This is a genomic window from Nioella sediminis (genome assembly GCF_001879695.1).
Classification (GTDB): Bacteria; Pseudomonadota; Alphaproteobacteria; order Rhodobacterales; family Rhodobacteraceae; genus Nioella; species Nioella sediminis.
Map to the genome: position 1 here is coordinate 17879 of NZ_MNBL01000097.1, position 9749 is coordinate 27627.

10 protein-coding genes are annotated in these 9749 nt (G+C 65.2%); 4 read left to right on the top strand and 6 right to left on the bottom strand.

Annotation, left to right across the window (positions count from 1 at the left end; translation table 11 throughout):
• The first annotated feature begins 98 nt into the window (after positions 1-98).
• Both BKY26_RS12515 and BKY26_RS12520 read left to right on the top strand, forming a co-directional pair.
• On the top strand, positions 99-641 hold the full coding sequence (locus BKY26_RS12515) for a sigma-70 family RNA polymerase sigma factor (RefSeq protein WP_281249836.1): 543 nt from the start codon (positions 99-101) through the stop codon (positions 639-641).
• Positions 638-1276 carry a ChrR family anti-sigma-E factor gene (locus BKY26_RS12520; RefSeq protein WP_071690727.1) on the top strand — a complete coding sequence of 213 codons (639 nt, stop codon included), beginning with the start codon at positions 638-640 and terminating at the stop codon, positions 1274-1276. The genes BKY26_RS12515 and BKY26_RS12520 overlap by 4 nt, the downstream gene beginning before the upstream one ends.
• A 34-nt stretch (positions 1277-1310) precedes the next feature.
• On the opposite strand, the gene hisD is transcribed toward BKY26_RS12520, so the two are convergent.
• On the bottom strand, positions 1311-2579 hold the full coding sequence (gene hisD / locus BKY26_RS12525; RefSeq protein WP_071690728.1) for a histidinol dehydrogenase: 1269 nt from the start codon (positions 2577-2579) through the stop codon (positions 1311-1313).
• Positions 2580-2801: 222 nt separating this feature from the next.
• Between hisD and BKY26_RS12530 the strand changes: the two genes are divergently transcribed.
• Both BKY26_RS12530 and BKY26_RS12535 read left to right on the top strand, forming a co-directional pair.
• Positions 2802-3338, top strand: a complete 537-nt coding sequence (locus BKY26_RS12530; RefSeq protein ID WP_071690729.1) for an RNA polymerase sigma factor — start codon at positions 2802-2804, stop codon at positions 3336-3338.
• A gap of 200 nt (positions 3339-3538) precedes the next feature.
• Positions 3539-5422, top strand: a complete 1884-nt coding sequence (locus BKY26_RS12535) for a vWA domain-containing protein (protein WP_425434485.1) — start codon at positions 3539-3541, stop codon at positions 5420-5422.
• Between the two features lie 93 nt (positions 5423-5515).
• Here the strand turns inward: BKY26_RS12535 and BKY26_RS12540 are convergent, their stop codons facing one another.
• The 5 genes from BKY26_RS12540 to BKY26_RS12560 form a co-directional block, all read right to left on the bottom strand.
• On the bottom strand, positions 5516-5815 hold the full coding sequence (locus tag BKY26_RS12540) for a c-type cytochrome (protein ID WP_245764453.1): 300 nt from the start codon (positions 5813-5815) through the stop codon (positions 5516-5518).
• A 149-nt stretch (positions 5816-5964) separates the two neighbouring features.
• Complete coding sequence (locus BKY26_RS12545) at positions 5965-6384, bottom strand: c-type cytochrome (protein WP_227435020.1); 420 nt, start codon at positions 6382-6384, stop codon at positions 5965-5967.
• A 138-nt stretch (positions 6385-6522) separates the two neighbouring features.
• Entirely contained in the window at positions 6523-7824 is a 1302-nt protein-coding gene (locus BKY26_RS12550; RefSeq protein ID WP_071690733.1) for an NAD(P)/FAD-dependent oxidoreductase, read from the bottom strand.
• Positions 7825-7829: 5 nt separating this feature from the next.
• Positions 7830-9224: an aspartate aminotransferase family protein gene (locus BKY26_RS12555; protein ID WP_071690734.1), complete on the bottom strand. Its 1395-nt coding sequence runs from the start codon at positions 9222-9224 to the stop codon at positions 7830-7832.
• A 24-nt stretch (positions 9225-9248) separates the two neighbouring features.
• Positions 9249-9749: type I glutamate--ammonia ligase (locus tag BKY26_RS12560; protein ID WP_483869890.1), on the bottom strand; the 501-nt coding region annotated here is incomplete at its 5' end.

Consider the following 9749-nt stretch of genomic DNA (forward strand, 5'->3'; position numbering starts at 1 on the left):
TGACGGCTGACATGGCATACGACACGGGCAAAGCGCAGACAAAGCGCTTGGCGCGCCGCGTGCAAAGGGACAGGAAAGCCGTGACTGACGGGCAGGACATGACAGACCAGACCGCGTGGATGCTGGCCGTGCGCGATGCGCGCGACAAGGCGGCCTTTGCGCGGCTCTTTGATTTCTACGCGCCACGTCTGAAGGGCTTTGTCATGCGGGGTGGCATGGATGCGGCGCTGGCCGAAGAGATCGTGCAGGATGTCATGCTGACCGTCTGGCACAAGGCGGCGCAGTTCGATCCCGAACGGGCGCAGGTGTCGGGCTGGATCTACCAGATCACCCGCAACCGCCAGATCGACACGATCCGCCGCACGGGCCGCGCGATGCCCGAAGAGTTGAAACACGAAGACGACCATGAGCCGGATGCCGGACAGGTGCTGGCCATGGAACAGGAAGCAGGGAAGTTGAAACAGGCGCTCAGCCGCCTAAAACCCGAACAGAGGGCAATGATCGAGAAAGCCTATCTGGGCGATCTGACGCATCAGGAAATCCGCGACCAGACCGGGCTGCCGCTCGGCACCATCAAATCCCGCATCCGGCTAGGGCTGGACCGGCTGCGGCACGAGTTGAAAGAGCTACGAGAGCCATGAGTGAGATTACCCATCACATCCCCGAGCCGATGCTCGCGGCTTATGCCGCTGGCACCCTGCCGCCGGTCTTCGAGACCGTGGTGGCAACGCATGTGTCCATGTGCGCGACCTGTCGGGCCGGGATGCAGGCGCATGAGATGGCCGGTGGTGCCGTGCTGGAAGAGGGCGGAGCGGTTGACCTGTCCGACGCGTTGAAGGCCGATGTGCTGGCGCTGCTGGACGGGCCCGCGCCCGAAGACCGCCCCGCGCCGAAGCGTAAGGGCATCTATCCCGGCCCGGTGATGGCAGCTTTGAAAAATCGCGAACCGCGCTGGAAAAGCCTCGGCATGGGTGTGCGCCAGTCGATCCTGATGGATGGGCCGGACGGCAGCCTGCGGCTGCTCTACATCCCGCCGGGCCGCGCGGTGCCCGATCACGGACATAACGGAATCGAGATGACATTGGTCCTGCAAGGCAGTTTCAGCGATGAAACCGGCGCCTTCGGCGTGGGCGATCTGGAAGTGGCCGACGAAGAACTGGATCATACCCCCGTCGCCGGAGAGGGCCTGCCCTGCATCTGCCTCGCCGCAACCGACGCGCCGCTGCGCTTCCACAGCGTGCTGCCGCGCCTGTTGCAGCCCCTGTTCCGGATCTGAGGTCGTAGGGTGGGCAGTGTGCCCACCTTCCCCGCTACCCCCTTAGCCGGATATCCGCCGTGCGCGCATGGCCTTCCATGCCCTCCAGCCGCGAAATCCGCGCCGCTGCCTCGGCCACGGGGCGCGCGCCCTCGGCAGTTGCCCTCTGCCAGGTCACGGTTTTCAGGAACTTGTGCACCGACAGCCCGCCCGTATAGCGCGCCGCGCCCGATGTGGGCAGCACGTGATTTGGCCCGGCGCATTTGTCGCCGAACGCTACGGTGGTTTCCGCCCCCAGAAACAGCGAGCCATAGACCCGCAGCCGGTTGAGCCACCAATCCAGCCCCTCGGCCTGCACATGCAGATGTTCGGGCGCATAGTCATCGGCCACGCGCGCCATCTCCTCGAAACTGTCGCACAGGATGATCTCGCCATGCCGCGCCCAGGCCTGCCGGGCGTTTTCCGCATTGGGCTCGGGCAGCGTCTCGATCAGGCCGGGCACCATACCCAGAACACTTTGCGCCAGAACCGCGTCATTCGTGACCAGCCAGACCGGCGAATTATAGCCATGTTCCGCCTGCCCAACCAGATCCCAGGCCACGGTTTCGGGATTGGCGGTGCCATCCGCGATGACCATGCTGTCGGTCGGCCCCGCCACCATGTCGATGCCGATGGGGCCGAAAAGCTGCCGCTTGGCCTCGGCCACATATTGATTGCCCGGTCCCACTAGAATATCCGCCCCCGGCAGGCCGAAATGCCCATGCGCCATGGCGGCCACGGCCTGCACCCCGCCAAGCGCCAGGATCGCGTCGGCGCCCGCAAGGTCCATGGTGAAGACGATGGCATCGGGGATGCCCTGCCCGGGCTTTGCAGGCGAGGTCGCGGTGATATGCGGCACGCCCGCCACCTTGGCCGTGGTGATCGTCATCAGGGCCGAGGCCACATGCGCATAGCGCCCGCCTGGCACGTAGCACCCCGCCGCCGAGACCGGGATCAGCCGTTGCCCCGCCACCAGCCCCGGCGCCAGCTCGATCTCGCAATCCGTGACCGAGGCGCGCTGTGCCTCTGCAAAGCGGCGGATATTGTCATGGGCATAGCGGATGTCCTCTTTGACCGCGTCGGGCACGCGGGCAATGGCGCGGGTGCGATCCTCGTCCGACAGCAGGATATCGCCCTCCCATCTGTCGAATTGCGCGGCCATGCGACGGACAGCCGTTTCGCCCTCTGTCTCGATCACCTGCAGCATCAGGGCAACCTGATCGGTCAGCTCCCGGTTGTCCTGATCGTCGGGGGCGGCCCCCTGCTTGATATAGGAAATCCCCATGCGCTGCGCTCCTGCACAAAGCTGTAATGCCTTCCCTGAATGCGGATGAATCCGGTTTTCGTCAATGAAATTAGTATTTTAGGGCATTCATTTCGATTTCTTGAAATCGCGGTTTTCGGGCCTCGAAAGGCAGCGCTGAAAAAGCGCGCGCCTGCCCCAAAGAAAATTTCACTTTCCTCCCAAGGAACGCGGTCTAGGCTGCGTCCAAGGAAAGACATGCGCATGAGTGTAACGGATCAGGACCTGGCCCTTGAGGCTGCCGGTGGCGACGCGGACGCCTTCGAGGCGCTTTTGTCGCGTCACTATGACCGGCTCTTTGCGCTGGCCTTCCGGCTGACCGGATCGCGGGCCGAGGCCGAGGATCTGACTCAGGACATCTGCGCCGCGCTGCCCGCCAAGCTTGCCAGCTACCGGGGGCAGGCGCAGGTGACGACATGGCTCTACCGTGTGGCGGTGAACGCCGCGACCGACCACCGCCGCCGCGCCGCCGCCCATGCCCGCGCCGCTGAAGGCTGGGGCGATTGGGAGGTCAACCGCCGCAAGGCCGCCGCCGAGGAGAGTGAACAGGTCGCGTGGCTCTACCGTGCCATGGCGCAGCTTTCGGACAGCTTGCGCGACACGCTGGCGCTGGTGCTCGACGACCTGACCCATGCCGAGGTGGCCGAGATCCTCGGTGTCTCCGAAGGCACGGTCAGCTGGCGCATATCCGAGGCCAAGAAGGCGCTCGCCCGTATTCGCAACGAGGAGGAGTCGACATGACCCCCCGCAAGGATGACTTCGATCTGGACGACCTGAGGTCGGCCATGACAGCGGCCACCCCGGCCGCCGATCCCGCGCGCAGGGCCGAAAATCTGGCCCTGGCGAAAAAAAATTTCCAAACGGCCCAAGGATCGCGGGCCGAGGCCCGTCAAAGCTCTGATCGTCCCCAAACGGGGGGCTTTTTCAAAGGAGCTTTTGACATGCTGATTTCCCGTACTGCCCTTGGCGGATTGACCGCCACCACCGCCCTCGTCGCCGTTGGCTTCCTGTTTCTCAGCCCGCAGGGGCAGAACCTGCTGCGCCCGCCTGTTGACAGCGGCCCGTCTATTTCCGAACCCGAGATCGTGACCGGCGTGGACCGCGAACAGGCGCAGGACACCGGGGTTTCCGAGGATGGGGATCTTGCCGTAGCGGACACGTCGGAAGAGGTCGGACGGGTCACTCTGCGGGATACGGAACAGGTCGAGACCGCTCCGTTGATCCTGGCCGAACCCATGGCCCCGCCGTCGCCTGCCCCGACCGACGGGCTCTTTAGTCTCTATTCCAGCGATGATGTGGGGGGTGGGGCCATCCAGCAGCAGGGCTATGGCAACAGCGCCGTTCTGAACTCGCGCGGCGTGGTCGCCCCCGGCAGCCCGATCGCCTCGCCTGATATCGTTGCCCCGCCTCCGGCCGATACCGAGGAATACGCCAACGCGGATGACAATCCCCTGCGCGTCGTGGCCGATGACCCGGTCTCGACCTTCTCGATCGACGTCGACACGGCCTCTTGGTCGCTCCTGCGGTCCTCGCTCAACCGTGGCCAGATGCCCAACCCCGACGCCGTGCGCATCGAGGAGATGATCAACTATTTCCCCTATGATTACGCCGCGCCGGATGCCGACGATATCAGCCCGTTCCGCCCCACAGTGAACGTGTTCGAGACCCCGTGGAACCCCGACACCCGCCTGGTGCGTATTGGCTTGCAGGGCGACCTGCCCGCCATCGAGGACCGCCCGGCCCTGAACCTCGTCTTCCTGATCGACACGTCGGGCTCCATGAACGACCCGTCGAAGCTGCCGCTTCTGATCCAGTCCTTCCGCCTGATGCTGGACCGGCTGGACCCCGAGGACGAGGTCGCCATCGTCACCTATGCGGGGAGCGCGGGCGTCGCGCTCGACCCGACCCCTGCCAGCGACCGCGAGGCGATTGAGGCGGCACTCACCCGGCTTCAGGCCGGTGGCTCCACCAACGGCGCGGGCGGGCTGCGCGAAGCCTACCGACTGGCCTCCGAAATGTCCGAAGAGGGCGAGGTCAGCCGCGTCCTGCTGGCCACTGATGGCGATTTCAACGTCGGCATCTCCAACCCCGATGAGCTGACCGATTTCATCGAAGACCAGCGCGACAGCGGCACCTATCTGTCCGTCCTCGGCTTCGGGCGCGGCAACCTGCAGGACGACACGATGCAGGCGCTGGCCCAGAACGGCAATGGCACCGCCGCCTATATCGACACGCTCAGCGAGGCCCGCCGGGTGCTGGTCGATCAACTGGCCGGGGCTCTCTTCCCCATTGCCGATGACGTCAAGATCCAGGTGGAGTTCAACCCCGCCGTGATCGCGGAATACCGGCTGATCGGCTATGAAACCCGGGCGCTCGCGCGCGAGGATTTCAACAATGATGACGTGGACGCGGGCGAGCTTGGCGCAGGCCATTCCGTCACAGCGCTCTACGAGGTCACCCCCGTTGGCAGCCCCGCCCGCCTGACCGACCCGCTGCGCTATGCCAGCGATACGCCAGAGGCCGAGGCCGCGGATCATTCCGACGAACTGGGCTTCCTGCGCCTGCGCTGGAAGGAACCGGGCGCGGAGGAGAGCGAGCTGATCGAGTTCCCAATCGAGATGACCGACAGCCCCGACCCGGAAGCCGCCTTCGCCGCCGCCATCGCGGGCTTCGGCCAGCTGCTGCGCGGCTCGGATTTCCTCGGTGACTGGACCTATGCGGATGCCATTGCGCTCGCCAATGCCAATCGCGGCGAGGATGAGTTTGGCTACCGGTTCGAAGCGGTGCAGCTGATGCGCCTTGCCGAAAGCCTCGACGCCGACTGAAGCCCCGCGCATATGGCGCGGAGCGATCGAGCAGCCTGTCCCCCCGCTTCTCCGCGCCGGAACCCCGGAGGATGTCCCGCCTCCGGGGTTCCCTTATGATTGCTGGATCGTGGCCAGATAGGCAGCGAGACTGCGGATATCCTCGGTCGAATAACGCGCCCCCCAGACCGGCATGGGCGACCCATGGGCCCGCACATCCTGCCGCCCGTCGATGATTGCAATCACCTCCTCCATCGGAAAACTGCCACCATTGACGGCCGATAGCGTGGTCAGATCGGGCGCAGAGGCCCCGGGCCCGGCGTGACATATCAGACAGGCGTCGCGATACACCTGTTCGGGGCCGGATGGAGCCTCCGCAGGGCTCTGGCACCCGGCGGTCGCAATGACACTCATCAGCATGGGTAGGATTGTTTTCCCTCTGGCAATCATTCTCCTGCTTCCTTCCTATCGGGTCCGATGAAAGTGACGGTGGCAATTCCCTTGTTGCACGACAACGATCTTTCACCGTCACCCAAACCGCACCGTCAGCTCGACCACGCCGCCTATTGTTGAATAGCGGCCAGATAGGCCGCCAGATCCCGAACCTCCGGGCCGGTCAGGATCGCGCCCCAAACTGGCATGGGCGACCCATGGGCCCGCAACTCCGAGCGTCCGTCGATGATCCGGGTGACCCGGTCCATGGGAAAGCGCCCGCCGTTCATTGCTGCCAGCCCCGTCAGATCGGGCGCTTGCGGGCGGCTGCCCGGCTCATGACAGGTTGCGCAGGTCGCCCGGTAGAACATCGCGCCCGCCCCCGCATTCGGCGCCTGTTGCTGGCAGGCGCTCAGCCCCAGCAAGGCCACAAGGGCCATGGCGGCGGGTATCGAATGGCTGACCATCGGACCGGGGCCTCCCTCGGCTGCACGGCTTTCAATTGACAATGCCAAGCAGCCCATGTTCAGGCAACCTTTTTTCTGTTTCATCTTGGTGACAAATACCTCGGGGGAGTCGCCGTCAGGCGACGGGGGCAGCGCCCCCTGCGAACGCACTTGCAAGAGCGTTCCCGCGCGACCCGGAGGGTCGCGCCACGGGTCGACGTGCCAAAGGCACGGCGAAACCGTTTACAGCCTGTCGCGGAGCGAAAACCACAGCATTGCCAGCACCAGCAGCGGCCAGCGCATCGCCACGCCACCGGGAAAGCGCGGGGTCGGGACGCTGGCCATCACGTCGAAGCGCTCGGCCTGTCCCGCAATCGTCTCCGCCGCGATCTGTCCCGCCAGCGTCGCCATCGCCACGCCATGGCCGGAATAGCCCGACAGGCTCAGGATATTGCCCGCCACCCGCTCGAAATGCGGCATCCGGGTCATGGTGATGCCAAGCGTGCCGCCCCAGCCATGGGTGATCGCGACGCCCTTCAGTTGCGGGAAGATCTCCTCCAGCGGCTTGCGCACCGCGCCCGCGATATCGCGGGGGAAGCGGTAGCGATAGCTTTCGGTGCCCCCGAAGAGCAGCCGGTGATCGTCGGAGAAGCGGAAGTAGTTCACAACGAACTTGCTGTCCGCGACCGCGTGATTGCCGCGAATGATCTCTTCCTGCCGCTCGGGGCCCAGAGGCTCCGTCGCCACCACGTAGTTGTTGATCGGCATGACCCGCGCCGCCACCTGTGGCACCAGATGGCCCAGATAGCCGTTGCACCCCAAAACCACGTGCCGCGCGGTGACCTGTGCCGTGGCCGTCACCAGCCGGGCAGGCTCGCCCTGCTCAAGCCGGTCCACCTTCGACATCTCGAAGATGCGCGCGCCCGCGCCCGTGGCCAGCCGGGCGAGGCCAAGCGCCAGTTCCAGCGGGTCGATATGGCCCGCGCCCATGTCGATGGTGCCGCCGTGATAGGCTGGGGAATTGACCAGCGCGCGCAGGCCTTCCCGGTCCAGCGCGCGGATCTGGTCATAACCGTACTCGGTTTGCAGCTTCTCGGCATAGGCTACGTAATCGGGCACATAGCGCGCCCGGTGCGCGGCATGGATGACACCGGGGTGAAAGTCGGCGTGAACTTCGTCGCGGCTGGCGATCTCGCGCACGAGGTCCACCGACTGGTTGGCGATATCCCACAGCGCGCGGGCGCTCTCGCGCCCCACCATTGCCTCAAGCTCATCCTGCTCCAGCCGCTGGCCTTGTCCGACCTGCCCGCCATTGCGCCCCGAGGCACCGGACCCCACGCGGGACGCTTCCAGCAGCACAACGTCATAGCCGCGCATCGCCAGATGCCAGGCGGCGGAGAGCCCGGTGAAGCCGCCGCCCACCACGGCCACGTCGCAGGTAATCTCGCCCGTCGCCGTGGGAAACCGGGGCAGGGGGGTGGCCGCATGGGCGTAGAAGGACGGGGGGTATTCTCCCGGCCTGTCATTGACGGTCAGAAGGTCCATGGGGATCAGGCGCTTTCCAGCAGCCCCCGCTCCTTCACGATGGCATAGGTCTCGTCCAGCGCCTTGGTGGCCCGCGCGATCAGCGTGTCGATATGGTCGGGCGTCATCACCAGCGGCGGTGAGATGATCATCCGATCCCCCACATGGCGCATCACCAGGTTGTTGGCGAAACAGCGGTCGCGCGCGATCAGCCCGACGGTGCCCGCAGGCGCCTTGAAGGCCGCGCGCTTTTCCTTGTCGGGCGTCATCGCGACCGAACCCATCATGCCGACGATCTTCGCCTCGCCGATCAGCGGATGCTCGACCATCTTCTCCCATTTCGCCTTCAGGTAGGGCCCCACCACGTCGCGCACATGGCCGACGATGTTTTCCTCTTCCATGATCCGCAGGTTTTCCAGCGCCACGGCGGCGGCCACGGGGTGGCCGGAATAGGTGTAGCCATGGTTGAAATCGGCAGACCCGATCACTTCGGCCACCTCGTCGCACAGGATCGAGCCGCCAATCGGCGCGTAGCCGGAACTCAGCCCCTTGGCGATGGTCATGATATGGGGGCGGATATTCACGGTCTGCGATCCGAACCAGTTGCCGGTGCGCCCGAAGCCGCAAATCACCTCATCGGCAATCAGCAGGATGTCATACTTGTCGCAGATGCGCTGCACCTCGGGCCAGTAGCTGTCCGGCGCCACGATCACGCCGCCTGCGCCCTGCACGGGTTCGGCGATGAAGGCCGCGACGCGGTCTTCGCCCAGTTCCAGAATCGCCTCTTCCAGTTCGCGCGCGCGCTTCAGGCCGAACTCTTCCGGGGTCATGTCGCCGCCCTCGGCCCACCAGTTGGGCTGGCCGATATGATGGATATTCGGAATCGGGATGCCGCCCTGCGCATGCATCGCCGCCATGCCGCCAAGCGAGGCCGCCCCCACGGTTGACCCGTGATAGGCGTTCTTGCGGCTGATGATGACGTTCTTTTCCGGCTTGCCCTTGAACTGCCAATAGGTCCGCACCAGGCGGATATTGGTGTCATTGGCCTCGGACCCGCCGGCGGCAAAGAAGGTGTGGTTCAGATCGCCCGGCGCCAGCTCCGCCAGCTTCTTCGACAGTGCGATCACCGGCACATGGGTGGTCTTGAAGAAGGTGTTGTAGAAGGGCAGTTCGCGCATCTGGCGCGCCGCCACCTCGGCCAGCTCGTCGCGGCCATAGCCGATATTGACGCACCACAGACCCGCCATCCCGTCGAGGATTTCATGGCCGTCGCTGTCGGTCAGCGTGACACCGGTGGCGCGGGTGATGACCCGGCTGCCTTCCTGCCCGAGCGCGGTGTTGGCCGAGAACGGGTGCACGTGGTGGGCCGCGTCGAGCGCCTGCAATTCCGCCGTCGGCATATGGTTGCTGATCATGTTCATTGTCTTCTCTCTCCCATCAGGCCGTCAGACGTTCAGCAGCAGGTGCTGGCGTTCCCACGGTGAAATCTCTCGTTGGTATTCTTCGTTCTCGGCGCGCTTGATATCGCCATAGAGCTGGCAGAACTCTTCGCCCAACACGGCGCGGATTTCCTCGGCCTCCTCGAAGATGTCCAACGCCTCGCCGAGGCTGGCAGGCAAGGCATCGTCGGTCTCCCAGACCTCGACCTCGACGGCGGGGCGGGGGTCCAGCTTGTTCATCATCCCCAGATAGCCCGCCGCCAGCGAGGCGGCGATGGCCAGATAGGGGTTGCAGTCCATACCGATCACCCGGTTTTCCACCCGCCGGGCCTGGGGCCCGCCATGGGGGATTCGAAGGCCCGTGGTGCGGTTGTCGCTGGCCCATTCCAGATTGGACGGCGCGCTTTGGCCTTCCACCGTGATCCGGCGATAGGAATTCACGTAGGGGGCCAGCAATGGCACCAGTTCCATCAGGTATTTCTGCGACCCGCCGATAAAGTGGCGGGA

Coding starts and splice junctions, on each gene's coding strand:
- BKY26_RS12530 (WP_071690729.1), top strand. CDS start 2,802: ATGAGTGTAACGGATCAGGACCTGGCCCTTGAGGCTGCCGGTGGCGAC.
- BKY26_RS12555 (WP_071690734.1), bottom strand. CDS start 9,224: ATGAACATGATCAGCAACCATATGCCGACGGCGGAATTGCAGGCGCTC.
- BKY26_RS12535 (WP_425434485.1), top strand. CDS start 3,539: ATGCTGATTTCCCGTACTGCCCTTGGCGGATTGACCGCCACCACCGCC.
- BKY26_RS12540 (WP_245764453.1), bottom strand. CDS start 5,815: ATGAGTGTCATTGCGACCGCCGGGTGCCAGAGCCCTGCGGAGGCTCCA.
- BKY26_RS12520 (WP_071690727.1), top strand. CDS start 638: ATGAGTGAGATTACCCATCACATCCCCGAGCCGATGCTCGCGGCTTAT.
- BKY26_RS12550 (WP_071690733.1), bottom strand. CDS start 7,824: ATGGACCTTCTGACCGTCAATGACAGGCCGGGAGAATACCCCCCGTCC.
- hisD (WP_071690728.1), bottom strand. CDS start 2,579: ATGGGGATTTCCTATATCAAGCAGGGGGCCGCCCCCGACGATCAGGAC.
- BKY26_RS12545 (WP_227435020.1), bottom strand. CDS start 6,384: ATGAAACAGAAAAAAGGTTGCCTGAACATGGGCTGCTTGGCATTGTCA.
- BKY26_RS12515 (WP_281249836.1), top strand. CDS start 99: ATGACAGACCAGACCGCGTGGATGCTGGCCGTGCGCGATGCGCGCGAC.